Source organism: Pseudomonas sp. MYb60 (assembly GCF_002979555.1).
In the GTDB taxonomy this organism is placed as follows: domain Bacteria; phylum Pseudomonadota; class Gammaproteobacteria; order Pseudomonadales; family Pseudomonadaceae; genus Aquipseudomonas.
Map to the genome: position 1 here is coordinate 60,816 of NZ_PCOZ01000015.1, position 24,782 is coordinate 85,597.

14 protein-coding genes are annotated in these 24,782 nt (G+C 61.7%); 5 read left to right on the forward strand and 9 right to left on the reverse strand.

Features of this window, described 5'->3' with window-relative positions:
* The first annotated feature begins 118 nt into the window (after positions 1 to 118).
* Genes CQ041_RS21120 through CQ041_RS21130 form a run of 3 tightly spaced genes read left to right on the forward strand, consistent with a single transcriptional unit; the run spans position 119 to position 12,003 of the window.
* Positions 119 to 2,791 carry a Tc toxin subunit A gene (locus CQ041_RS21120; protein ID WP_105524265.1) on the forward strand — a complete coding sequence of 891 codons (2,673 nt, stop codon included), beginning with the start codon at positions 119 to 121 and terminating at the stop codon, positions 2,789 to 2,791.
* 33 nt (positions 2,792 to 2,824) lie between these two features.
* Positions 2,825 to 7,534 (forward strand): neuraminidase-like domain-containing protein, encoded by a 4,710-nt coding sequence (locus tag CQ041_RS21125; RefSeq protein ID WP_105524266.1) that lies wholly within the window; start codon positions 2,825 to 2,827, stop codon positions 7,532 to 7,534.
* Positions 7,531 to 12,003, forward strand: a complete 4,473-nt coding sequence (locus CQ041_RS21130) for a SpvB/TcaC N-terminal domain-containing protein (protein WP_105524267.1) — start codon at positions 7,531 to 7,533, stop codon at positions 12,001 to 12,003. The genes CQ041_RS21125 and CQ041_RS21130 overlap by 4 nt, the downstream gene beginning before the upstream one ends.
* 45 nt (positions 12,004 to 12,048) lie before the next feature.
* Here the strand turns inward: CQ041_RS21130 and CQ041_RS21135 are convergent, their stop codons facing one another.
* The 5 genes from CQ041_RS21135 to CQ041_RS21155 form a co-directional block, all read right to left on the reverse strand.
* A complete protein-coding gene (locus CQ041_RS21135) occupies positions 12,049 to 14,775 on the reverse strand; it encodes an RHS repeat domain-containing protein (RefSeq protein ID WP_256586849.1) in 2,727 nt (908 codons plus the stop codon).
* 252 nt (positions 14,776 to 15,027) lie between these two features.
* On the reverse strand, positions 15,028 to 15,396 hold the full coding sequence (locus CQ041_RS21140) for a glyoxalase superfamily protein (protein ID WP_105524269.1): 369 nt from the start codon (positions 15,394 to 15,396) through the stop codon (positions 15,028 to 15,030).
* 29 nt (positions 15,397 to 15,425) lie between these two features.
* A complete protein-coding gene (locus tag CQ041_RS21145) occupies positions 15,426 to 16,889 on the reverse strand; it encodes an amidohydrolase family protein (RefSeq protein WP_105524270.1) in 1,464 nt (487 codons plus the stop codon).
* A gap of 1 nt (position 16,890) precedes the next feature.
* Positions 16,891 to 17,751: a MurR/RpiR family transcriptional regulator gene (locus CQ041_RS21150; RefSeq protein ID WP_105524271.1), complete on the reverse strand. Its 861-nt coding sequence runs from the start codon at positions 17,749 to 17,751 to the stop codon at positions 16,891 to 16,893.
* A 13-nt stretch (positions 17,752 to 17,764) separates the two neighbouring features.
* Positions 17,765 to 19,114: a gluconate:H+ symporter gene (locus CQ041_RS21155; protein ID WP_105524289.1), complete on the reverse strand. Its 1,350-nt coding sequence runs from the start codon at positions 19,112 to 19,114 to the stop codon at positions 17,765 to 17,767.
* A 248-nt stretch (positions 19,115 to 19,362) separates the two neighbouring features.
* Between CQ041_RS21155 and CQ041_RS21160 the strand changes: the two genes are divergently transcribed.
* Complete coding sequence (locus CQ041_RS21160; RefSeq protein ID WP_105524272.1) at positions 19,363 to 19,743, forward strand: lysozyme inhibitor LprI family protein; 381 nt, start codon at positions 19,363 to 19,365, stop codon at positions 19,741 to 19,743.
* A 45-nt stretch (positions 19,744 to 19,788) separates the two neighbouring features.
* Here the strand turns inward: CQ041_RS21160 and CQ041_RS21165 are convergent, their stop codons facing one another.
* The 4 genes from CQ041_RS21165 to CQ041_RS21180 form a co-directional block, all read right to left on the reverse strand.
* On the reverse strand, positions 19,789 to 21,234 hold the full coding sequence (locus CQ041_RS21165) for a SulP family inorganic anion transporter (RefSeq protein WP_105524273.1): 1,446 nt from the start codon (positions 21,232 to 21,234) through the stop codon (positions 19,789 to 19,791).
* Between the two features lie 105 nt (positions 21,235 to 21,339).
* Complete coding sequence (locus tag CQ041_RS21170) at positions 21,340 to 22,236, reverse strand: LysR family transcriptional regulator (protein WP_105524274.1); 897 nt, start codon at positions 22,234 to 22,236, stop codon at positions 21,340 to 21,342.
* 30 nt (positions 22,237 to 22,266) lie between these two features.
* Entirely contained in the window at positions 22,267 to 22,857 is a 591-nt protein-coding gene (locus CQ041_RS21175) for an NAD(P)H-dependent oxidoreductase (RefSeq protein ID WP_105524275.1), read from the reverse strand.
* Positions 22,858 to 22,974: 117 nt separating this feature from the next.
* Entirely contained in the window at positions 22,975 to 23,739 is a 765-nt protein-coding gene (locus tag CQ041_RS21180) for a sulfite exporter TauE/SafE family protein (protein ID WP_105524276.1), read from the reverse strand.
* A gap of 121 nt (positions 23,740 to 23,860) precedes the next feature.
* On the opposite strand from CQ041_RS21180, the gene CQ041_RS21185 reads away from it, so the two are divergent.
* Positions 23,861 to 24,778: a LysR substrate-binding domain-containing protein gene (locus tag CQ041_RS21185; protein WP_105524277.1), complete on the forward strand. Its 918-nt coding sequence runs from the start codon at positions 23,861 to 23,863 to the stop codon at positions 24,776 to 24,778.
* The last annotated feature ends 4 nt before the right edge of the window (positions 24,779 to 24,782 follow it).

The following is a 24,782-nucleotide window of genomic DNA, read 5'->3' on the forward strand; positions in this document are numbered from 1 at the left end:
ACCTGTCGAACTCTCCCGAGCGGCACAGTCCTCCTGGCCGACCGAGCGCCCAGTATTGCCCATGCTAGCGTGAGCTACGCCTCGGCAATGGCTGCGGATATTCAGGAGATCCAGCACTATGGAGCTGCAACAGCCCCCTTCTTCAAAGCAACCACTCACACTCACCGACCCGACCCGCGACGACTCGGGCCATGGCACCGCCTATACCACTTTGTTCGAGGAAGACTGGAACAGTCTGTGTACACCGTCTTCCATCGCGGCAATCGACGGCCCGGTCGCCTATCTGCACACGCTCTATCAGTTCGCCTTGAGCCTGGAGTCCAGCGGCAAGGGCGATCGGGATAAAGTGACCCTCGACAGTCGGCGGCCCGACCTCAAGACGATGCAGATTGATGCCCAAAGCCTCACTGCGCTGGTTTCCCAACTGTCGATACTCAATGAAACCCTGACCCATCAGCTGGAAAACCACTTGGCAACGGCCCCCGATGCATTCAAAGGGCTGTCGATCAATGAAGCGCTCAAGCACCACTATTATCCATACTTGCTGCCTTTCGATCGGGCTCACCTGCAATGTCAGTTGTGCCTGGTTGCCGACAAGCCTGTCCTGGGCGAACTCAACTACCGCATCAGTTTGACGCTACCGCTCAGCCAAAATGCCCAGAATAAATACGGCGTGGTCTTGCAGGAAGCCAAGGAGGCGCAGTTGCTGCTGTCGGGGCTCAGCCCGTCTCAGCAGGCTTTGCTGACAGCCTCCTTTGAGGGGCCGCACACAAGGGGGTCGCCACAGCGCGCCGGTTTTTTCAGACAATTCTATGGCGCCGAAGAAAGCGCTTTGCACCCCCTCAAGACTTGGCTGGCGCACACGCAATTATCGACGGACCAAGCCCAGGCACTCATCGCGCGCGGGCAGTATCTGCCTCGACGGTCACACAACATCGCCAACGGCTCAGTTCTACTCGGCGCGCGCTATGTCAACGGCCACGCTCAGCCTGAGGGCCAACTGGACTTTAGCTCGCCACCGAGTGCCGGGGTTCGCCTGCTCAATACCTCGTTCAACCGTTTCGAGCGCCTGCACCGGATGATCCGCCTACAGCGCTGGTTGCAAGTGCCGTTCGATGAACTGGACACCCTGTTATGGAGTGTCATGCAACGGGAACAACCCGGCGACGGGGAGTTTGCGATCACTCCCAACAGCCTGCGGGCACTCGGTGTCTGGCGCTACCTGGATCGACACCATGGACTGCCCATCGAGGCATTCGCGGCGATCCTGCACGAACTGCCGACAGACGCACCGAGTCATCGTTTATCGCTTTACGATCTGGTGTTCAACGTATCCGAACTGGTCACTGCACCTCTACTCGATAGCCGCACGCCTCTGACGCTGACAGTCGATGACCCAGAGCAGGCCTCACTTCGACAATGGTTGTGCGCCGGGTTGCACGTTCAGGATGCGCCCGACGCCTTGCAGTGGCTGATCACTCAAGCAAATCACTACCTGCCGGGCGCCCCTGCGACCCTGACAGTGCTTTCTTCGCTGTACCGCCAGGCGCGCATCGCTGCGCTGTTCAATCTGTCGATACGCGACAGCCATTTTGTCGCGCACTTACTGGCTGGCGAAGCCTACACCCGTCAGTTGGTCGCGCCGACCCTGCGCGATAGTGGTTCGAATGCTCCGCCAGACCTGCTGGACGTACTCATGCAAATGGACTGGCTGACCCGTTGGCTCAAACACAGCCAGCAGTCGGTGGCAGATCTGCGCCGGCGTTTGCTCATGGATGACCACGCACAGACGCCGAAGGTGCGAATCAGGCTAGAACACCTTCACTCACTGGTGGAGCTGATCGGCAGTGGCCTGCTCATGCCGTCAGACATCGAGGACCTGCAACTGCCGCAACCCGAACCTCAAACCGCGAAGTCACCCATCCGCTGGCACGCCTTTATCGTTAAGGGCTTGCTCCACAGTTATCCCCAGCTTCCAGAAAATAAAATTCCGCGTGAAATGCCTGCACGCATGGTCAACCAGCTTGACAGCCTCGTCCTGAGCCTCGACCCCAACACCGACGCGGAGCTCAAGCATGACGCCAAGACGGCATTGAACAAAAAGCTGGCTGAGTTCTATCAACAGTTGAGTCCCCTCAAGGCAAAGTTCGCTGCGCTGTTCAATGATTCGGCTTCGTCCTATGACCCCGAGCTTCTGAGCCTGTTGCTCAAGCACACGTCGCGCCTGCTCGCCCAGGCCAGCGAAGCCGCAACACCTGGCCCACTGCTTGGCACCTTGATGCTGATGCTGCCCGACGCCGAAACCCTGCTGGAGCTGCCCGTGGGGCGGGACGTGTTGCATCGTTTTCTGCTCAACCCGCATTGGCTGGACAGCGACTTGAAAGCTGGCGCGCCGCTGCCTTTGAGCGTGAAAACGCTGTACCTGTTGCAACGTTTCCAGCACGCGCGCAGAACCTATGGCCTCGACGAAGAGGCCTTGCTCGACTATCTGCATCTGGCCAATAAAGCCGCCATCAGCGCTGCTGACGCTGACCTTCGGCCCCAGGCGACCGATCGCTTGGCAGCCCTGCTCGGCTGGGCCGCCAGCGAAGTCGACGTATTGATACAGCGCACCCCCACGCGCGAAGCCTGCACCGTGGCACACCTGGACTGGCTGATGCGCTGCCAGGAAAACGCCCGGGCCACCGGCCTCTCAGCCAGCACCCTGCTCTTGGCCACCGACCTGAGTGGCCAGGTCTCCAGCAACGCCTGGGATCAAGTGGCAGGCGCCCTGATCGCCGCCGCTCAATAACTCCGTTTCTCTCGACAGGCTCAAGGAATGACCATGTCTCCTGCACTCAATCAAATTCTTGCTGAACGTCAGCGCGACGCAATGGTGGCGTTCTACCTGGCCAAGGTCATGCCCCTCAACCGTTCCAACCACGCGCCGGTAACCGCAGACCATCTCTACACCCATTGGCTGCTGGACCCGCACGTCAGCCCGGTCGTTACCACCACCCGCATTGCCTGCGCAATTGCCAGTGTGCAGCAGTACCTGCACAACCTGCTCCAAGGGCTGGAGCCCGGGTATGAAACGCGCGGCCCCAGTGCGGCCGACGAAGCCCAGTGGCGTGACCGTCTGCAGTCCTACTCGCTGTGGCGCGCACACCAGCAAGTGCACAACGACCCGGTCAGCTTCCTCGACCCTGCCCTGCGCCAAGGTAAAAGTGCAAGCTTCAAACAGTTGGAGCAAGACCTCAATCAAACCCAACTGCAAGCCGACGATGTACTGAGCGCCGTGCAGGCCTACCTCAACCGGTTCGAAGAACTGGCCAATCTGAAAACCCTCAACGGCTACATCGACGGTGACAACGATCACCTGACTCGCAGCGTGTATTATTTTGTCGGCAAATCCAGCTCTGAAAACTCCTACTATTGGCGCTCGCTGGACATGCGGGAACGCGCATCAGTGGGCGATGCACAACATCACCGGCCTTGCCCGACGGCCTGGAGCGACTGGCAAAAAATACCCCTCTCGATCAGCGAGGATGTGCCGGAGCACACTATCAGGCCGGTGCTTTTCAATGGTCGCCTGTTCGTCATTTGGGCGCAGTGCCTGCGGCCTGTCAGTTCTTTCGCTGACACGGTGGCCTTTGAAACCCAGGCCGACGACGAGTCGACGCAGGCTTACCAGCAGCGACTTGAGCAACGCCTGAAAAGCCATTACCTGCAACTGCGATTAAATTATTCCTACAAGAAATTCGACGGCAGTTGGAGCGTGCCTCAGGCCTGTATCCAGGAATACTGCGTCATGAAAGCCTTGTACGACCTCAATCAGGACAATCTGAAAAACGCGATCCGCACCATTGCCGCCCTGAATGCGCAGACCACACCTCCCACGTTGTTCCTGAGCCTGAGCGCAGGCCTCAATCACCACAGCCCCTCCAGCGCGGCTCCATCTACGGCACTGTTCCTCGAAGCGGCGCGTCTCGACCAGCATCTGACGGTACAGACGCTGTTTTCCAAAGGCGGTCCGTGGGCCCGGGCCTTTGATGATGCTGACGCCAAACTGACAGAGCGGTGCTGGGCCCTGTTCTGCCAGCACAACCACACGAACTTTCAATTCATGCTGCCTCAGACCGGGCAGCAGCACGTCAGTCCCATCTCCCATCAGGCTCCCCATACGGGCACCCGCCAATGGGATTTTGAAGGGACCCAGGCCAGGGTACTGGAGCTCGACCCAAAGACAGGTGTGCTGCTCAACGTCACCACCTCGCAGCTGGAGGTCAACGTAAGACTGGCGCAGGAATTCACCCACCACCGGACCGTCATCTTCGAAAACGGACAATCCTCGACCCGGTTGAAGATAACCCTCAGTACCAGTGAACCGAACACACTAGGCAGCCTCACGCTGGACGCACACTCGTCGATAGAGTTTCACGCACCTTTCTTACTGGCATTGCCCGACAACCTGATCAAACTCAAGGTGCTGTGTAACCGGACAAACATCATTTACGAGGATTTCATCCGACGTGAATCGGCCACACCGTATCTGGCGTGGCCTGCTGCGTCGCAGGGGAACAGGCCTAGCGATGGGATCGTTCTCAGCCTCGACCAAGCGAACGTCGACGCAGAAGCGTTCGACTATTACTTCAATAATCGTCACTGCGACTACACCGTGACCCTGAGTGTCTATGACCTCTCCTGCACCCGCCTGCTGAACACCGTCGTCATCGACACCTTGCGAACCACCCAACGCCAACGCATGTACCGTCCCGTGGTCATGCACCCGCTTAACGCCGACAACCCCACCCCGTCGAGCCCCAACCGCGCCAACACGTTCCTGGTGGGGATGGCGGAGCGCTCACGGCGCGTCTTGCACGCCAGTGAGCGTGAGCTTGGCGCCGCGCATACCCATCGCGCGCAAATCGACCTGAACCCCGACACACTGCGACCGCTGGGCGAACTTGGCCAGGGCCGCACCAGTACCCTGACCTTGATATACGGCGTGCTGATTCTGGAAGCCGATGTGTATCACACCGACGTCGTGGTCCTGGGTTACGCCTTGAAAGCTGCAACATTCAGCCTCGACCTGCGCCAAAACAAGCCCGCGATCCCCGAGGCCCCAGGCATCCGACGCTATCTATCCAACGCTCAGGGGAGCGCCGAATTTATCCAGTTCAGTGCTACCAGTGTCGAGCCTGGTTCGCGCACGTTGAGTGCGATACGCACCAATACCTCGATTGCCTACCTGCTGGCTAAACATGCCAATGTCAGCCTCAGTGCATTGTTTGACATGCCCCTGAGTACCTGGCGAGAACCGCCCCTGGGAGACGGGCAACCCAGCAGCGCACTGGACTTCCATGGTGCCCACGGCAAGTCATATTGGGAGCTGTTCGTTTACCTGCCGTGGCTGCTGGCCCATCGTCTTGACCAGGAACAACAGCATGAACAGGCGCATACCTGGGTACGCTACCTATTCGATCCGCTGCGCAAGGCTGACCCGCCCACCGGCCTCCCGGCCCATTGGCGCGTACCCGCCTTGGTGCCTGACCAGGCCGATCCGAGTTATGCCGCCCTGTTGCCCCATGACCCCCATCAGCTCGCGCTCAGTAAACCTGTGTACCTGCGTCAAGCACTGTATTTACTGTACGTGGACATCCTGCACAACGCGGGAGACAGCGCCTATCGCCAAATGACCCGTGACGGGCTCAATGAGGCCAAGCTTTGGTATGTGCGAGCCAAAAACCTGTTGGGACCCAGACCCCCGATCAACGCGGTGGAGCCCTGGACCCAAAGGACACTGGCAAGTCTTGCCCAGGACCAAAAGCCCGCCTCGGCGCTCAGCCCGGACAGCACTTACGGGTGCCGCACAGTGAGCGCCACCCTGTTGGCCCGGTGGGACCGGATCGAGAGTCGCCTGCATAACCTGCGGCATCACCTCGACCTGAGCGGCAAGCCCCTGAACCTGCCACTCTACGCGGCCCTGTTGGCACCGCACACCCTGGTGGCCGCGTACGCTCAGGGCCTCGCCACCAACGGCCCGCGCGCGTTGTTGAAACGGGCACACGTAGGCCACTATCGTTTTCAGGTAGTGCTCGGCCACGCCTTGCGGGCCGTCGATAACCTGTCCCAACTGGGCGCGGCGTTATTGGCGCTTTATGAGCGAAAGGAACAGGCGCATTTCCTCGAAACCCAGCAGTTTCAGGCCCTGAACCTGGCGGCAATTGCCATAGAACAGCAAACCCAAGCCATGCACATGGACCTCAAGGCCCAACACGCCTTGCAGGCTGGTCGCCAGCTTGTTGAAGACCGCCAGCGCTTCTACCAGACCCTGCTCCGTCAGGGTATCTCCTCCAGCGAGGCCCAAGCCGGCCAGCGCCTTCAAGATGCCGGCAAGTGGGACGCGGCCGCCTTCGCCGCACAAGCCGGTAGCGGGCTTGCCATGCTGCTCCCCAACATTTTTGGTACGTCCAACGGTGGCATCCGCTACGAAGGCGCGTTTGTCGCCCTGCAAGCCGCCGCTCAAGGCGTGGCCAATGAACAGCGCGTCACCGCCCAGCACCTGGACCGCGCGGAGCAGTTCGGCAGGCGCGCTCAGGAATGGACACATGCACTGGAACAGGCGCGCCTGGAGTTGGCACACGTCGACGCCCAACTCGCCGCGTTCAGCCAGCAGCAGGAGCAGACGCGCCTGCAGTTGCACTTGGCACAGACTACGCTGGAGCAGACTCGCACCTTGTACGAAGTCCTTGGCAAACGCTTCGCCAAGGAACAGCTCTACGACTGGCTCAAAACCCAGCTCACCAGCGTCTATAACCAAGCGTATGACGCAACGCTGACACTTTGCCTGAACGCCGAGGCCAGTTGGCGGCATGAGCGCGCGCAATGGCACAAAACCTTCATTCACTCCTCACCCTGGAATCCGCAATGCCGAGGCCTGAGCGCCGGGGAAACACTTAAGGCCAATCTGCTGGCCATGGACAGCGCGTACATTGATCTAGATGAGCGCAGTCTGGAAATCACCAAGACATTTTCATTGCGCCATCTGCACGACCAGGACCCGCTGTCTACCTATGACCAGAACTGGCCGACGATGAAAGCCGCCTTGGTCAGCGGTGGAACGCTGCGCTTTGAACTGACCCGCGCGCTACTCGACGAGGATTATCCGAACCATTACTTGCGCAGGATCAAGAGCGTCAGCGTGTCCCTGCCTACCACCCTGGGGCCCTACGAAGATATCCGTGCGATCTTGAGCCAGACCGCGCATTCCACCTGGCTGTCGCCCGGAGAGGGCGATGATGCGAACAATGTGCTCAAAGACCTGCGCGTGCGCCAGGAAGTGGCGCTGTCCAGCGGACTCAACGACAGCGGCCTGTTTACCTTGAATTTCGAGCAGGACGAACGTTATCTGCCGTTCGAATACACAGGCGCGGTGTCGTCCTGGCAGTTGTCGTTTCCCAATCCGACACGTCAGGCCGACGTGCTGGAAGCCCTGACTGACATCATCGTGCACCTGCGCTACACCGCCAAAAACGGCGGAGGCCTTTCATGAGTGCCGAGCAGACCTCCCACGCGGCCCCTCGGCTGCCCACCCTGCCCCAGACCGGCGGCGCATTGCAGGGCCCTGGACTCCAATGGGGGCAGGTCGGCATGACGGGCGAAGCCCGCCTGGACGTGCCACTCCCGCTGTCTGCCGGACGCGGCTTTGATCCGGCGCTGAGCCTGAGCTATCGCAGCAGCCGAGGTAACAGCGCCTTCGGCCGTGGCTGGGATATTTCCTGTGCAAGCATCGGGCGAGATACGCGCAGGGGTGTCCCGTCCTATGGCGAAGATGACGTGTACGTCGGTCCCACCGGCGTGGAACTGATTCCTGAGCGCGATCCCCAAGGCCGCCTGCACAGCACATCCTGGGATCACTTCAACGACCTGAAGTTGACTCAGACATACCGGGTGGTTCGCTACGTGCCGGTGATAGAGAGTGACCATGGCCGGATAGAACATTGGTCAAACCCGGTGGATATCGCCGGGTTCTGGCTGGTCCAGAGTGCAGACGGTTGCGTGCACCTTTACGGCAGGACTGCCAGTGCCCGTATTGGCGACCCGCAGCGGCCGGAACAGGTTGCGCAGTGGTTGCTGCAGGAAAGCCTCAACCCGCTGGGTGAGCAGATTTACTACCACTACAAAAAGGAAGATCAGGCACCGACCGCCCCACATGACTATCGCGCCCAGTCCTACCTGGCACGCGTCTACTACGCCAACCTGACGCCGCGCGCGCACCTGTCGTTGTGGGAAGGAACCGAGCCGAGCGGCGAGCAGTGGCATTTCCAGATGCTATTGGACTACGGGGAACGTACCGCCGAGCTGAACCTGGCGCCCACCTACAACGAAGAACAGTCGTGGACTGTGCGCAACGATGCCTTCTCAAACTATGCCTTCGGTTTCGAGTTGGGCACACGGCGCCTGTGCCGGCAAATCCTGATGTATCACTTTTTCCCGGCCGAGGCCGGTATGGGAGAGGTGCCCGTGCTGACCCGGCGCATGCTGCTGGAATACACCAGCGGCAGGCTGGCAGGTTGCCAACTGCGCGCCATCCATCAACACGCCTATGACGCTGACGGCGCCCAATTTTCCTGTCCTCCACTGGAGTTGTCGTACCGCTCATTCAAGCTGCTCGCAGACAGCCGGCGCTACCAGTCTTTTGCTGCGATGGCCGGGCTCAACGACGGCCAGCGCTATCAATTGGTAGACCTCTACAATGATGGTTTACCTGGCATCCTGCTGCGCGACGCCAAGAGCTGGTACTACCGCGAACCACAACGGGGCGTCTCAGCCCACGATGGCAATGCCGTGACGTACGGCTCCTGGAAACCACTCGAGCGAATACCGGTCAATGGCCCCGGTGCCCATCAGGCTCTGGTGGACATGGACGGCAATGGACGCCTGGATTGGGTCACGACCCAACCAGGCCTCAGCGGCACCTTTACCCTCGACGACCGCCGCGAATGGTCGAGCTTTACGCCCTTCGCCGCGCTGCCGCTGGAGTTCTTCCACCCTCAGGGCCAACTGGCCGACCTGATGGGGGCGGGCCTCTACGATCTGGCCTTGATCGGCAGCCGGAGCGTGCGCCTATATGCCAACCGTCAAACTCAGGGGTTCGGCCCGGCCCTGGAAGTGCCTCACGCTGCGCTGGACGATAGCCTTCCCCTGCCAAGCAATGGACCCAGTGAGCGGGTGGCCTTCTGCGATGTACTCGGCAGCGGGCAACAACACTTGGTACGCATTCGCCACGACGAACTCAAATGCTGGCCGAACCTGGGCCGGGGCCGCTTCGGCAAGGGGTTTGTGTGGGCCAACTTGCCGTTTGCACACGAGCACTTTGATGCGGCCAATGTACGCCTGGCGGACCTCAAGGGATGCGGGGCTGTCGACCTGCTGTATGTTGACACCGAACACCTGCTGATCTTCATGAACCGCAACGGCCAGGGCCTTGAACCGACGCCCATCAAACTGCCCTGGCCCGACGGCGTGCGCCACGACGCCACGTGCCAGGTAAGCTTCGCCGATCTACAAGGCCTTGGCTGTGCCAGCCTGGTGCTGACCGTGCCGCACATGACGCCACAGCATTGGCGATATGACTTCACCCCGCAAAAGCCCTACCTGCTAACCGGGCTGGCCAATAATATGGGGCTGCTGGCAAAAATTGAGTACCGCAGCAGTGCCCAGGAATGGCTGGACGAAAAACAGCAACGCTCGCTATCGGGCCAGAGCGTGTCCAGCGGGCTGCCGTTCCCGCTGCCGGTGGTCGTTGGGCATGTCCAGCAGGATCAGGTCAGCGGCAACCTGCTGTCCCGTCACTGGCAATACCGTGAAGGCTTCTACGATTCTGATGAACGTCAATTTGTCGGATTTGCGCATTTATTGGAAACCGACAGCACGCCCCGCGTCGACCCCTTATCGGCAACCGACCCGGCGGCTCAAGTGACCAAGCGCTGGTTTTACACCGCGAAACCGGGCGGGCCCACAGCCGACTTTTTCAGAGGCGACGCGCAGGCGCCCACGCTCAAATCGGCTCTGACCACCTACTGGGACGAAGCAAGCGGCCTGGATCTGCGCCACGTTCCACTTAACGCCGCCGAACGCCGCGTGGTGAGCCTCGCGCTGAAGGGTGTACTGCTGCGCGAGGAAACCTACGCCACCGCCGATCCTCCCGAAGACGCAGTTCCCTACTCGGTGCAACAGCATCGCTACCAGGTGCGCCTGACAAGGCCTTCGCGCCACCCTCAAGCACGATCGAGTGCACTCGCAATGCCATTGGAAACGCTGACCTGTGTCTACGAGCGCCAAGCGGATGACCCCGTCTGCCATCAGGTCATCAACCTGCGCCGCGACAAGTACGGTGCACTTGTCCACAGCATCACGTTCAACTACCCCAGACGCACTACGGCTGCAGACACCCCACCCTTCAACGCCCCCCATGAACAGCAATGGTGGCGCGACGCGCACGACCCGGCGCAACAAATCGGCTACCTGAGCGAATCGCGGGCCCAGTACATTCACCTCGACCAGCCACAACGCTGGCGGCTGCACCTGCCTTGGCGCCAACGCAACAATACTTTGGAACTGGCTAAGTCAGCCCTTGCCGAAGGGCATTTAAGCCATGAACATTTCGCCAGTCACTTCGCCCACAATCCGCTGCATCAACGGCGCCAACTGAGTGGTTTGTCGCAGCATCATTACTGCACGCCCGGTAGTACTTCACCGTTGCCTGCCGGCAAGGCCAGCTTCCAGGCGCTGATGAGCCATACCGAGGTCGCGATCCTCGATGAACAAGCGCTGGCGGCCTATGAAACGCTTCCGTTGGGTTTGGTCTCGAACCTTCCTTCATGGCTGCAGGATCAGCACTACCGGCGCATGACGTCATTTCTCCCAAGCGACGACAAGGATCAATTGCCGGCAATGCTTTGGTCGGTCGAGCAAAACCTCAGCAGCTATGCGGGCCCCGAGCTGTTTTACCGTGTTCGACGCTTCCAGGCGAGCCATAGCCATGGCGACACCCTTCTCGACTACGACACCTACACCTTGCGACTCACAGCGCTGAAAAGTCCTGACGGCTGCCGCACCGAAGTGCACTACGACTACCGGCTCGGCTTGCCCCTGACCTTCATTGATGCTCAACGCACGCGCCTGTTCGCGCGCTACACCGCATTTGGGCAACTGTGCGCCAGCGGCCTCTCGGGTCAGGAAAAGGGCAACGCCGTGGGCACCGACGTCCAGGGCATCGACGCGCGCCTGCGTGGCGTCACACCAGCCGAAGCGCTCGACGTCCCTCACGTGACATTGGGCAGTGCCCAAAGCGCCTGCATCTACGCGTCGCTCAGTTGGATGGGGCACATTGCACCGACAGTTCTCAACGAGGCCTGGGTCAGTCAGGGTTACTTGCTGCCCAGCGGGCATATCCGCGCATCAGCCCGCGCCCGGCTGAAAACCAAATCTGTGCTGAGCGCATCTGAACAACAGCTCAAGCACCTGATCGATACGGCCAGGCGGGACCCCGTGCACGTCGTCGTCCTCCAAACCGACCATCTGCAGGGCGCGGATGCGGCACCCGATAAAAACGTACACGTGGCGCTGGCGTTCACTGATGGTTTCAGCCGCGTCGTGCAAACGCTACAGAAAACCCAGGCGGGCGATGCCTTCAACATCGATGCCCGGGGAATGCCGGTGCGCAATGCCGAGCAGACACCCCAGATCCTGCACAGTGCGGCGCGATGGCGTGTTGAAGCGCCCGTTGAATACAACAACAAGGGCCTGGTGGTGCGCACCTGGCGCCCGTACTTTGTCACTCGTCCGCTATTTGTCACCGACGCATCGATCAAGGCGGTTCTTTCGGTTGATCACAGGTTTTATGACCCCTTGGGTCGTCTTATTCGTACCTTATCTGCTGGCGCAGACACCTGCCGCCAAACCTATCAGGCCTGGTACACGGTCAGTGAGGATGAAAACGACACTCAAGGGCTCTGACAGTCAACGAGCACCTGGCCGGTATTGCACCGGCCAGGTCAAGGGTCAGCCCCGATGCGGATTAAGAATGCCCGTGGCGCGATATTGCCGGCCACCCTGGTGCTGGACGAGAAGCCGGTACGCACCCCGTCCCGTTTGACCGCGATAGCCGGGCAAGTCAAAACTGCGGGTTTTCAGTGCAGCGTGATAGAGGTGACCACTGGCCATTTTGCGTATGCCCTGGATCAAGTCGTCGAGAACGCGGCGGATGATTTGACCGCCCTGCGCCTGCAGTTCGTTGACGATTGCGTCGGTATCGATATTCAACACCGACGCCAGCGTTGATGATGGGCCCGCCGCAGGCGCAACGGGCTGTTCAGCCGCGATGGGCGCGCGCCTGTGAGCGACACTCGTCGCTCGGGTCACGGGATGCGTTTGCGTCTCCGGGACGCCGCCGAGCGGGCGGGGGCCCGATCCGCGTCTGGCTGGCGGCTCACGCACCGTGTAAGAGGAATATCCGAGCTTCCTCAGGAAGCGCCCGGGGTTGGGCTGATGATCAATCACTTGTTGCGCGCGCTGCATTTCATCAGCAGAACCAAATGAGGCATAAATCCCGCCTCGCACCGAGGTCTTGATGGTAAAAGCAAACTCGGCGGACTGGACGGATGCCAGTTGCTCTGAGAAGAACTCGGCAAGACCCGCCACTTCATCATCTGTCAGCCACTGCGCATAAGTCTTGGCCATGCCTGATGCCTGTGCTTGCCTGGCTCGGCGAACGGCAGCGCGGCCCACTTGAGCGCGACGCTCCTGTTCAACGTACTGATACCCGGAAACCACAAACAACACGACAGCCGCAATGAAGCCAACGCCCGCACCGACTTCGGCAAACCCTAGCGCCTCCCCCATGCCGAAGCCAACCAGTGTGAAGATGGCCAGCAACGCCGCCGCTTGCAGGGCTGCGTGTGCTTGAGATCCGTCGACGTCAATCAGGTTTACAGGGTTGTTGCCGACCATCGCATACAGGTTCAATCCATCGACCTCCCCGCCCGGGTCGGCACTGACCCATCGCAATAACCATGGCGCGTAGTAACGCAGGCCGTAGTAATACAGGCCCGTTGCGTCGCGCTCGCGGCCCGAATAACGCACCGTCCTGTACCTGGCTTCCACCGTATTTCTGGCAGCCCTCCAAGCCGTACCGCCGAACGGATAGAACGCTTCCTGCGTCAACAGCGCGGCGTTTTCGTCCAGCTCCAGGGTGCTGCTGCCCAAGTGATCGCACACGCTGAATCGCAACGCATGATCCTCCTGCTCCGCAGGCCGATTACGCTGCCATTGCAACACTCGGACCGTCGCACGCCCGACCCTGGCCACCACCACATTGCGCCACTCGCCGCTGACGTGATTGCGATGCAGCTCCAGGCCGGGCAGGTAGATCACTTCATGGGTGTGCGCCCGTGAGCCGTGACGTTGCACACGGCGCTTGAGGATGCGCTGTCCAGCACTGTCGTAGACATAACGCTCATCGTCATGCTCGCCATTGACGCGCTGCACCTGCGTAACTGCCACCAGTTGATTGCGCAGATTCCAGCTGAGCACCTGACCGCGTGCCAATGCCTGCAAGTTACCGCTGTGATCAAAACCCACTCCCAGACCCGGCCCCAGGCGCTCGCTGTCCTGCAGTGCATGATTGCTGCTCACGCCCACACGCATGCGTTGGGTAAAGCCGGTGCCCGTGCTGGGCAGGTGCCGCATCACGCTGAGGTTACCGCCTGCATCGTACTCATACTCGCGGGTGTAATGGCGCCAAAGGTCATCCTGGGTCGAACCGAACAGCATGTTCGACGGCAACGCCGTCTGGTCCTGATGCCGCGCATTTTCGCGGCCGGTGGCATTGATCAATTGTGACAGGCTGTCGTAAGCGTAGGTGCAAGTGGGGTTCACCTGGGTATTGCTCGCCCAGCGCGTCGGCTGAGCGCCGTCGCTGACCTGAAGCAGATTGCCGACCCGGTCGTAACGGTAGGACAGGTCCTGCAGCGGCATATCCACCTGGCCCTCGCGATAAGTAGTCAGGCGCTGCAAACGACCATCCACCGGCGAATACTGCGCCGCACTTATCACCCCATTGCCCGCCCGCTCCTGGGTGACTTGGCCAAGCGCATTGAAGATGCGCTGATGCAGCAAGATTTTGCGCACGCCGTTATTGAGCACCAGCGCGCTTTGAGTCAGCACGCCGTCCTCACCATAGCGCGACAGGTGACGGTTACCCTGTGCGTCGGTCTGTTCCAGCACACGCCCCATTGCGTCGTACTGCCACGTGGTGATGAACGCCTGCGACTGAAGTTGCGCGTCCCGTTCAGCGACGGCCTCCGGCCAGTGGCGGGTTTGAGCATCCTGGCGCAATGCACGCCGCTGTTCAGTCAGATACCCACGCGTATCGTAATGTTCATGAAGCAGCGTCCCTGCCGGGTCATCATGCCGGACAAGGCGCCCACAGGCATTGCGCGCCGCGTATTCAGAGGACATACCCGCATAGGTAAGGCGCTCGACGCAACGTTCGGACGCTTCATCCCCGGCCTGCTCAAACACCGCCACCGGGCGCAGCAAACCATCATATTGCTGACGCTGCCAGGCGCCTTGCCCATCCCAATTCGCCAGCACCTGCCCCCCACTGCCCAGCAGATGACTGCGTTGCCCCGAATCGACACTGTCAGTGCTCAAGACTTGCCCGGCAAGGCTGTAACAGTACTTTGCATTGGGCGCTGTTTCAGGGTCGCCTGCCTGCAACGCGAACAAGCGCGGATCCCACTGCTGGCGCAGAAACCCGCGAGCGTCGTACACCTGACGCGTGATCCGCGCCTGCGGTCGTTCCCTTACGCTGCGCCGGTGATAAGCCACCGTGCGTACGGCCAAACCGCGGGGGTCGCGGACCGTCAACGTCGGTGTGTGGTGATGCAATGTAGACATAGCCCCATGACCTGTTGAAAACCAATGGAGCCACCAGCCTACGCAGCGGGCTCCGGTCTGGGGTGGTATACCTTTGCGCCCTTAATCTTGAACGTCCTCGACAAACACCACCCGGTTCCCAAACGGGTCCTTGATACTCATCTCCCGCGAGCCCCAGGGGGTTTGCTCTACTGCCGGCTTGGCGTAACGGTAGTCCTTGCCCTGCAATTGCTGCTGGTACGCGTCCACCCCTTGCGCCTGAATCCGCACCGCCGAGCCCGGTGACGCATCGCCATGGTGCTCAGTCAGATGCAACACGCATTCGCCCAGGGAAACCTGCAGGTACAAGGGATAATTGGCTTCGAAGCGGTGCTGCCAATCCACCTTGAACCCGAGGAACTCGACGTAGAACTCCAACGCCTTGGTCTCGTCGAAAATCCGCAGGATGGGGATAACTTTTCCTAAGTGCATGGCAACCGCTCCGTTGATGAGATCGCCCACTATAGTGGCGAAAATCCGCGACGCAAATCCCCACTGCGCGCCAGGAAACGGCCGGGGCGTTGACCATTGGCTTGCCCCTCGCTGTAGCTCAACACTCCGTTGACCCACACCGCATCAATGCCCTCCGCGGCCCGCTGGGGCTGCTTGAAATCCGCCACATCGCGCACCGTCAACGGGTCGAACAACACCAGGTCGGCCCAGTGCCCTTCACGAATCTCACCCCGCCCGTGCAGGCCAAACCGCGCGGCCGACAGCCCGGTCATCTTGTGCACCGCCGTGTGCAACGGGAACAACCCCACGTCCCGGCTGAAATGCCCCAGCACCCGTGGGAATGCGCCCCACAAACGCGGATGGGGGAACGGGTCTTCCGGCAGCCCGTCCGAGCCGACCATCGTCAGCGGATGCGCGAGGATGCGGCGTACATCCGCCTCATCCATCCCGTAGTACACCGCCCCCGCCGGTTGCAGGCGACGTGCAGCGTCCATCAGCGAAACGTCCCACTCGGCGGCGATGTCCTGCAGGTCGCGCCCGCTGACTTCCGGGTGCGGCGTCGACCAGGTGATGGTGATACGAAACGCGTCGGTGACCTGCTTGAGGTCCAGGGTCGAAGAGCTCGCCGCATAGGGATAACAATCGCAGCCCACAGGGTGGCTTTGCGCCGCCCGCTCCAGCGATGCCAACAGCTGCGGGCTACGGCCCCAGTTACCGGCGCCGGCACATTTGAGGTGGGAAATGATCACCGGCGCCTGTGCATGCCGACCGATCAGAAAGGCTTCGTCCATCGCTTCCAGTACCGGTTCGAACTCACTGCGCAAATGGGTGGTGTACACCGCGCCGAACGCCGTCAGCTCCTCGCTCAGTTGCAGCACTTCGTCGGTCTTGGCATTGAACGCGCTGGCGTAGGCCAGGCCTGTGGATAACCCAAGCGCACCGGCCTCGAGGCTCTCTTGCAATTGCACGCGCATGGCGGTGATTTCATCCGGCGTGGCCGTGCGGTGCAGGTCATCCATGTGGTTGCTGCGCAGCGCGGTGTGGCCGATCAACGCCGCGACGTTGACCGCCGGGTGCGCGGTCTCTACCGCCGCACGGTAATCGGCAAACCGCGGATACACGAACGCCTCGCGCGTGCCCAGCAGGTTCATCGGGTCCGGCGGATCACGGCGCAGACTCACTGGCGACGCGCTGATGCCGCAGTTGCCGACGATCACCGTGGTCACGCCCTGGCTGAGCTTGGGCAGCATCTGCGGCTGGCGGATCACCACCGTGTCATCGTGGGTGTGCACGTCGATGAAACCCGGCGCCAGCACGCGGCCAGCGGCGTCGATCTCATGTGCGGCAGTCGCCGCGGACAAATCGCCGATCGTCTCGATGCGTCCGTCGCGCAGGCCCACGTCGGCGATGTAGCCCGGGGTGTCGGTGCCGTCAATGATCAGCGCCTGGCGAATCAACGTGTCGTACTTCATATCAGTCTCCAAGCGGCAGGCTGTCAGGGCCGCCGCGATAATCGTCCAGTGCCAGCTTGATCCGGCGCAGGCGTTCCTGGTTGGCATCCGGCATGGCCAGCGCCAATTCGGTGGCAAGCAGGTCGATGGCCAGCAGCATGCCGTAGCGCGCGGCGGTGGGTTTATAGATGAAGCTAGTTTCGGCCGGTTGCAGTGGCAGCACGACGTCCGCCAATCGGGCCAGGGGGGAGTCGGACAGGGTAATGGCAATGACGCGGGCATCGTAGTTGCGCGCCAGCGCCACCACGTCCAGCAGCTCGGGCGTGCGGCCCGTCAAGGAACAGACGATCACCGCATGTTCCGCGCCCAGGGTGGCGGCGGTGACGCGCATCATCACCGGGTCATGGCACGCGGCAATCGGGTAACCCAGGCGCACCAGGCGCACCTGTAACTCATCGCTGCACAGGCTCGAAGGGCCGCCCATGCCGAATGCATGGATCATCCGCGCGCTGCCCAGCAGGCGGACCGCATCGGCGAAGCTCGATTGGCTGAAGCCCGACAAATGCTGACGCAGGGTGGCCTCGATGTCGCCGAGGATCTGCCGATGAAACGCCGACTGTTCCGGCAAACCCGCCGGGTCCAGGAAGCGGCTGCCCACCCCGCTGGCCTGGGCCAGTTGCAAGCGCAGATCACGCAGGTCACGACACCCGACACTGCGGGCGAAGCGCGACAGCGTGGCCGTGCTGACCTCGGCCCGTTGCGACAACGCCTCCAGGCTGGCCGACGCGGCAAAGCCCACATCCTCGAGCATCAGCTTGGCGATACGCCCTTCGCCAGCGCTGAACGAGTCTTGACGGGCACGGATCTGGTAGAGGATGTCCATAACGGCTCCAGGTTTACAGCAGGCAGGACAGACCGTAAGTCAGACCGAAGGCGACCACCGAGATCAGGGTCTCCAGCACGGTCCAGGTCTTGAAGGTCTGGATCACCGTCATATTGAAGTATTCCTTGATCAGCCAGAAGCCGCCGTCGTTGACGTGGGAAAAGATCACCGAGCCCGCGCCGGTGGCCAGCACCAACAACTCGGGGTGTGGATAACCCAGGCCCATTGCAACCGGTGCCACCACGCCGGACGCGGTGGTCATGGCGACGGTGGCCGAGCCTGTCGCAATGCGCATCAACGCGGCGAACAGCCAGCCCATCACCAGCGGCGACAGATGAAACGCGTTGGCCAGGCCGAGGATTTCGTGGGTCACGCCCGCGTCCACGAGGATGCGATTCAAGCCGCCGCCCGCGCCTACCAACAACGTGATGCTCGCGGTCGGCGCCAGGCATTCGTTGGTGAACTTGAGGATCGACTCGCGGTTGAAGCCCTGAGCGATACCCAGGGTCCAGAAACTCACCAGCGTCGCCACCAGCAGCGCGATCACCGAGTTGCCGATAAACAGCAGGAACTGGTTGAAGCCGCTGCCCGGCGTGGACATCACGTTGGCCCAGCCGCCGATCATCATCAGCACCACTGGCAACAGGATGGTGCCCATGGTCAGTGCAAAACTCGGCAGTCGGGTGCGCGGTTCGCGGTCGATGAACTGACGCTCCAGCGGGTTTTCCGCCGGCAGGTGAATACGCGGCACGATGTATTTGGCGTACACGGGGCCGGCGATGATCGCCGTAGGAATGCCGATCAGGATGGCGTAAAGCACGGTCTGCCCCACCGACGCGTTGTACGCCAGCACGGCCATCATCGCTGCGGGGTGCGGCGGTACCAGTGCGTGCACCACCGACAGACCGGCGACCATGGGCAGGCCGACCATCAGGATCGACACCCCGACCCGCCGCGCCACGGTAAACGCAATCGGCACCAGCAATACAAAGCCCACTTCGAAAAACAGCGGCAGCCCCACCAGGAAGGCGATACACACCATCGCCCAGTGGGCATTGCGCTCGCCAAACCGGTTGATCAGCGTGCGCGCCACCTGCTCGGCGCCGCCGGATTCAGCCATCATCTTGCCGAGCATGGTGCCCAGCGCCACGACCAGGGCGATGTGCCCCAGCGTCTTGCCGACACCTGCCTCGTAGGAGCCCATGATGGTGTCCGCCGGCATGCCGGCCATCAGCGCAAGGCCGATGGACACCAGGGTGATCACGATAAACGGGTTGAGTCGGTAGCGTGCAATCAGCACGATCAAAGCAATGATGGCGATGGCAGCGTATGCCAATAGCCCGAAGCCCGGTGATGCGGCCATGCGGTACTCCTCGGAAAGGGTCACGTCGAATTGGTTGTGAAACTCATAAATCATTACCGGGGAGTTTTTTCAATTTTCATGAAACTAACTTTCGCCCACAGACACGCGCTGTCGCATCGGGACATGCCCGACGGCTGTGGATGAAAATTCGGGGGGTGTTTTTACATGAAGTTCGGACGACGATGGAAACTCATCCTACGGCTTCGAGTCTTACACTGCGCACTCACTCTCGCCCAGGAAAACCGACCATGATTCGAACAACGCTAGTCGCCAGTGCCTTGCTGATCACCCTGAGCGGCACGGCTTCGGCCGCCGATAACCCGGCGCTGAAAAAATGCCTGGACACCGCCAACAGTACCGTCGACATGGTCAAGTGCAATGCCAACGAAACCAAGGTGCAGGACGCGCGGCTGAACAAGGCGTACAAGACCGCCCTCGCCGCCCAGCAAGGCGCGCGCAAGCAAAAGCTGCAAGACGTGCAGCGCCTGTGGATAAAGTACCGTGATGCCAATTGCGCGTTCGCGGGCAGCGCCAGCGGCGGCAGCATCGACCAGGTCAACGGCGCCGCGTGCGTGCTGGACATGACCCAGACCCGCGCCCAGGAGCTGGAAAACCTGGTGGGGCCATGATCCTGTCGGAATGAGCGCCCTCACCACACAGGGCCGGCCACCCGATCAGTCCGGGTGGACTTTGGCGCGCTTGAGCAGTTTCTTGCAGCGTTCCGACAAGTGCAGCACCCGCAGGTGCTTGCCGGCCTTGGTGTAGCGCTCGCGCAGGGTCATCAACGCAGCAATCGCCGAATAGTCGACGAAGCTCAGGTGCCGGCAATCCAGCGTCACGTGCTCCGGGTCGTTGGCGGGGTCGAACTGGTTCAGGAACGGCGTGGTCGAGGCAAAGAACAGGGTACCGTGCAGGCGATAGAGCTTGCTGCCATCGGCCTCCAGATGCGCGTCCGCATACAGTTCGCGGGCCTGTTGCCAGGCGAAGTTCAGCGCCGCAATCACGATCCCGCACAGCACCGCCGTGGCCAGGTCGGTGAACACGGTAATCACCGTCACCGCGACGATCACCAGCACATCGTTCAGCGGCACCTTGTTGATCACCCGCAAGGAGGCCCAGGCGAAGGTCTGCTGGGACACCACGAACATCACCCCCACCAGTGCCGCCAGCGGAATGCGCTCGATAAACGGCGACAGGAACAGAATGAACAACAGAATCATCACCCCGGCAAACAACCCGGAGAAGCGCCCGCGCCCGCCGGAGCTGAGGTTGATCACGGTTTGCCCGATCATCGCGCAACCGCCCATGCCACCGAACACACCCGAGACCATGTTCGCCGCGCCCAGGGCGACGCTTTCGCGGTCGGGGTAGCCACGGGTCTCGGTGATTTCGTCGGTGAGGTTGAGGGTGAGCAGGGTTTCCAGCAGGCCGACCATGGCCATCAGGAACGCGTAGGGTGCGATGATGCCGAGGGTTTCCAGGGTCCAGGGGATCTGCGGCAATGCGAAGCTCGGCAGGCCACCGGCGATGTGGGCCATGTCGCCGAGGGTGCGGGTCGGCAGGCCGAGCAGGTACACCGCCAGGCCTACGCCGAGGATAGCCACCAACGCTGGCGGCACCGCGCGGGTGACGCGCGGCAGCAGGTAGACGATGGCCATGGTCACCACTACCAGGCCGACCATCACGTACAACGGTGTGCCGCTGAGCCAGTGCTCGCCGCTCTTGAAGTGCTCCAACTGCGCCAGTGCGATGATGATCGCCAAGCCGTTGACGAAGCCGAGCATCACCGGGTGCGGCACCATGCGCACCAGCTTGCCCAGGCGCAGCAGGCCGAACGCGATCATGATCAACCCGCCCAGCAGCACCGTGGCCAGCAGATACTCCACGCCGTGCTGCACCACCAGCGCGACGATCACCACCGCCATCGACCCCGCCGCACCGGACACCATGCCGGGCCGGCCGCCAAACAGCGCGGTGAGGGTGCAGATGATAAAGGCGCCGTAGAGCCCCATCAGCGGGTTGAGGTGGGCCACCAAGGCAAAGGCGATGCATTCGGGCAACAGCGCGAACGACGTGGTGAGGCCGGCCAGGGCATCGGCGCGCAGACGGGTGAGGTTCATGAGGTACCAGGGTAATGCGGGGGATAAGGCGGGGAATGGTACGGAATTGAGGGTTTCAGGGCTAGTCTCGGGACCGGGTCGCCCCCTTCGCAGGCAAGCCAACGCCTAACAGGCATACCGTTCCAGCTTGGTCTGGATGAAATCCAGGAAGCACTGGATGCGCAACGCCAATTGCGAGTTGCGATAGAAGACCGCGTGGATCGGCTGGCGATAACCGCTGTAGAAGGCGTCCAGCACGGGCACCAGGCGGCCGGCGTCGATGTCGTCGGCGGTCATGAAGTTGGACAGACAACAAATACCCAGACCCTCCAGCGCGAGCCCGCGCACGGTTTCACCGCTGGACGCTGCGATGCTCGGCTGGATCAGCCAGCGGTCACCTTCCACATGCCGCAGCGGCCAGTGGTTGAGGCTTTCGGTCTGGGAGAACCCGAGCAGGGTATGGTCCGCCAACTCGGCCACTGAGGTGGGCGCGCCGTAGCGTTCAAGGTAATCGGGGCTGGCGAGGATATGCAGCGGCGTGCAGCCCAGCGAACGGGCATGCAGGGTGGAATCGGCCAGGGCGCCGATGCGGATCGCAATATCGGTGCTCTGCTCCAGCAGGTCGATGATCAAGTCATCACTGTTCAGTTCCAGCTGGATGTCCGGGTACAGGCTGCGAAATTCGGCAATGTACGGCACGATCCCATGCAGCATGAACGGCACCGCCGCATTGATCCGCAGGCGCCCCGCCGGTTTTTTCTGGCGGGACGACAGGCGCTCTTCCAGCTCATCCATCTGCGCAAGGATCACCTTGGCCTGCTCGAAGAAGTACTTGCCCTCTTCGGTCAGGTCCATGCGCCGGGTGGTGCGGTTGATCAGCGTGGTGTCGAGCTTGGCTTCCAGGCGCGACAAGGTGCGGCTGACCGCCGACGGCGTCTGCCCGACCTGCTCCGCCGCGGCGGAAATCGAGCCGCACTCGATGACGCTGACGAAGATTTGTAGCTCGTCGGATCGGGCTTTCACAGGGTGTCCTCGCTATCGGTTCGCAGCAGCTTACACCGAGAGGTTGAACACCTGCGCGAGATGCTGCTCGTAGCGCGCCACGTCGGCTTCAATGGCCGGGCGTTTCATCACGTCGACGCAGAGGAAGGTCGGCAACGCGGTCATGCCGAGAAACTCATTGGCTTTGTGGAACGGGAAGTACACCGCGTCCACGCCCTTGGCTTCGAAGAAGTCAGCCGGGTCGTCGAAGGCTTGCTGCGGTGCGTTCCAGGTCAGCGACAGCATGTATTGCTTGCCCTGGATCAGGCCGCCGCTGCCGTATTTCTGCGAGGCATCGGAGCGCGTGCGGCCATCGCTGGCGTAGAGGCTGCCGTGGCCTTCGGTGAACACTTCGTCGATGTACTTCTTGACGATCCACGGCGCACCCATCCACCAACCGGGCATCTGATAGATGATCACATCGGCCCAGAGGAACTTGGCGACTTCTTCAGCCACGTCGTAGCCTGCGTCGATGTGGGTCACTTTTACGTCGATACCGCCACGGTCCAGCACCGCCAGGGCGGCGTCATGCAGGGTGTTGTTATAGCGGCCATCGGAGTGGGCGAACTGTTTACCGCCGTTGAGCAGGAGGACTTTTTTCATGGGAGGGCATCCAGAGGTTGAAAAGGTATGGATGCAGACTATCGGCATCGGCGCCTCGGAATAAGCGGCCAAGCGGCAAAATACTTTTGACCTTGATGCACGAATGGCGCGTCATTGTTAACCGCTTATCAGTAGATGCCCGCCCAACAACACCATGCCAATGAAAAATACGCGCTTGAACAGCACCGCACTGATGCGCTGCCGCACCCTCTGGCCCAGCCACATACCCAGCAGCGCGGGAACAAGCGCCAGCAGCGATGCATTGATTTCACCGCCACCCAGGCTGCCCCGCCAGGCCAGCCCGGCGGCCAGGGCCAGGGTCGACACGCTGAACGACAGGCCCAGCGCCTGCACCAGTTGATCGCGATTCAAACCCAAGGCTTGCAGATACGGCACCGCCGGAATCACAAACACGCCGGTGGCCGAGGTGATGACGCCCGTGATCAGGCCGCACAACGGGCCCAGCCAGCGCTCGGACTGGGGCTTTACACGGAATGTCGGCAAGAACAGCCCACTCAACGCATACAGCAGCAGGGCCCCGCCCAAGGCGTGCACCACCCAGCCGCCGCCGTTGATCCCCAGCCACAGGGTACCCAGCCCGGTGCCGAGGAAGATCAGCAGCAACATCGGCCACAGGCGCTTGAGCAACGCGCCCAGGTGACCGCCGAATGCCAGTTGCCACAGGTTGGTGATGATTGATGGGATGATCAGCAGTGCCGCAGCCTGCGCCGGCAACATAGCCAGGCCGAGCAGCCCCATGGCGACGGTGGGCAGGCCAAGGCCGATCACGCCCTTGACGGTGCCGGCCAGCACAAAGGTGCCGAACACCAGCAGGGTCAAGGCGAGGCCGATGTCTTGGTAGAACGCGAGGAAGGTAGTCATAGGGCGATTGTGGCGCTTTGCGGCGAGCTGGAAAATTCGCCATATACTGAGGCAGCCTCTTGTTTTGTGTGAGGCTGATGCCGCTGTCGCGAGCAAGCCCAGTCACCCGAGAACCCCCGCCATGCACTTTGACCTCATTGACCTGCGCCTCTACCTGCACGTCCTCGACACCGGCAATATCACCGCCGGCGCGGCCCGCAGCCATTTGTCCCTGGCCGCCGCCAGTGCGCGCATCCGGGCGATGGAGGCGTCGCTGGGTATCGCGTTCCTTGAACGCGGGCGCCGTGGCGTCACGCCAACGCCGGCCGGCACGGCGCTGGCCCGTCACGCCCGCCTGCTGCTGCAACAAGCCGAGCACCTGCAACAGGACCTGGCGGAATACGGCAATGGCGTCAAAGGCCAGGTGCGCCTGCTCTGCAACACCACGGCCCTCAGCGAATACCTGCCTGAACTGCTCGCCGACTTTTTGCGCGGGCATCCCAACCTGGACATCGACCTGCAAGAGTTGCCCAGCCTGCGCATCACCCAAGCCTTGCGCCAGGGTACGGCAGACCTCGGGATTATTTCCGACGCCGTTGACACTCACGGCTTACAGACCTTGCCGTTTCGCGAGGATCCGTTGGTGCTGATCATGCCGCTGGATCACCCGCTGACTGGGCGAAACGCCAGCTTCATCGACAGCCTGCAACACGATTACGTAGGCCTCACCGCCCACAGCGCACTCTCGGTGTACCTGGAGGAACAAGCGCTGCATGCGGGCTTTCGCCTGCAGACGCGGATCCGCGCCGAAGGCTTCGATGGCTTGATCCGCATGGTCGCCGGCGGTGCCGGCCTGGGCATCGTGCCCCTGGCCGCATTGGAACGCTGGCCGTTGCAGCGCCGCTTCAACGCTCAGCCATTGGGCGAGGATTGGGCCTGCCGGACGCTGCTGCTGTGCGCACGCTCGTTCGAACAGTTGCCGGCCTACGCCGCCGCGCTGTTGACGGCATTGGGCAAAACACCCTGCTCCCCGGTGTTACGAACAGGTCACCCAGAGTAATATC

Excerpts from the sequence above, each read along its gene's own strand:
- CQ041_RS21155 (WP_105524289.1), bottom strand. The coding sequence starts at position 19,114 with ATGGCCGCATCACCGGGCTTCGGGCTATTGGCATACGCTGCCATCGCC.
- CQ041_RS21180 (WP_105524276.1), bottom strand. The coding sequence starts at position 23,739 with ATGACTACCTTCCTCGCGTTCTACCAAGACATCGGCCTCGCCTTGACC.
- CQ041_RS21120 (WP_105524265.1), top strand. The coding sequence starts at position 119 with ATGGAGCTGCAACAGCCCCCTTCTTCAAAGCAACCACTCACACTCACC.
- CQ041_RS21145 (WP_105524270.1), bottom strand. The coding sequence starts at position 16,889 with ATGAAGTACGACACGTTGATTCGCCAGGCGCTGATCATTGACGGCACC.
- CQ041_RS21130 (WP_105524267.1), top strand. The coding sequence starts at position 7,531 with ATGAGTGCCGAGCAGACCTCCCACGCGGCCCCTCGGCTGCCCACCCTG.
- CQ041_RS21175 (WP_105524275.1), bottom strand. The coding sequence starts at position 22,857 with ATGAAAAAAGTCCTCCTGCTCAACGGCGGTAAACAGTTCGCCCACTCC.
- CQ041_RS21165 (WP_105524273.1), bottom strand. The coding sequence starts at position 21,234 with ATGAACCTCACCCGTCTGCGCGCCGATGCCCTGGCCGGCCTCACCACG.
- CQ041_RS21160 (WP_105524272.1), top strand. The coding sequence starts at position 19,363 with ATGATTCGAACAACGCTAGTCGCCAGTGCCTTGCTGATCACCCTGAGC.
- CQ041_RS21125 (WP_105524266.1), top strand. The coding sequence starts at position 2,825 with ATGTCTCCTGCACTCAATCAAATTCTTGCTGAACGTCAGCGCGACGCA.
- CQ041_RS21185 (WP_105524277.1), top strand. The coding sequence starts at position 23,861 with ATGCACTTTGACCTCATTGACCTGCGCCTCTACCTGCACGTCCTCGAC.
- CQ041_RS21140 (WP_105524269.1), bottom strand. The coding sequence starts at position 15,396 with ATGCACTTAGGAAAAGTTATCCCCATCCTGCGGATTTTCGACGAGACC.
- CQ041_RS21150 (WP_105524271.1), bottom strand. The coding sequence starts at position 17,751 with ATGGACATCCTCTACCAGATCCGTGCCCGTCAAGACTCGTTCAGCGCT.